The 554-nt window shown below is 56.1% G+C and carries 1 protein-coding gene; it reads right to left on the reverse strand.

Annotation, left to right across the window (positions count from 1 at the left end):
* Positions 1-536, reverse strand: a 536-nt coding sequence (locus Q673_RS24675) for an ISAs1 family transposase (protein WP_043524594.1), incomplete at its 3' end; no start/stop codon positions are given.
* Between the last annotated feature and the right edge of the window lie 18 nt (positions 537-554).

The raw sequence follows: 554 nt of genomic DNA on the forward strand, positions 1-554 counted from the left end.
TTTGTCTGGCATCCCATGGCATCAATGGTCACCAGGCAACCATACAGATCCAGCAGCTTGAGCAGTTCGGGAATCGCCGTAATTTCGTTGCTCTTCTCGTCTGTCTTGATCTGCCCCATCACCACGCCATTGGCGGTGCTGAAGGCACTGACCATGTGGATCGCTGCCTTTTCCTTACCTCGGCAATACGAGCCCCGCAGTGTCTTGCCATCGATGGCCACGATGGCACCGTCTGTCGCGTCATGACAGGCCTTCATCCAGTCAGCAAAGGCCGTCTGCAGTTGCTTGGCGTTGATCAGTGCCATCACGCGCGCCAGGGTGTCATGGCTGGGCACGCCAGCCTCAAAATCGCCGTACTGGCGAAGAAAGTCCAGCTTCGCGTGGCCAAAGTCTTCGATCTCGTCCCAACCTTCAGCACCACAGATCACCGCACCGACCGTCAGGAAGAGGATATCTGACAGCTGATGTTTGATTTTCCACGCCTGGCGGAAGTCGGGAATGATCGATAAATGGTGCATCAGAGACGGTGTCAGCATGGGGCCATCCATTAGCCA

Source organism: Halomonas sp. PBN3 (assembly GCF_000475415.1).
GTDB classification, from domain to species: Bacteria; Pseudomonadota; Gammaproteobacteria; order Pseudomonadales; family Halomonadaceae; genus Halomonas; species Halomonas shengliensis.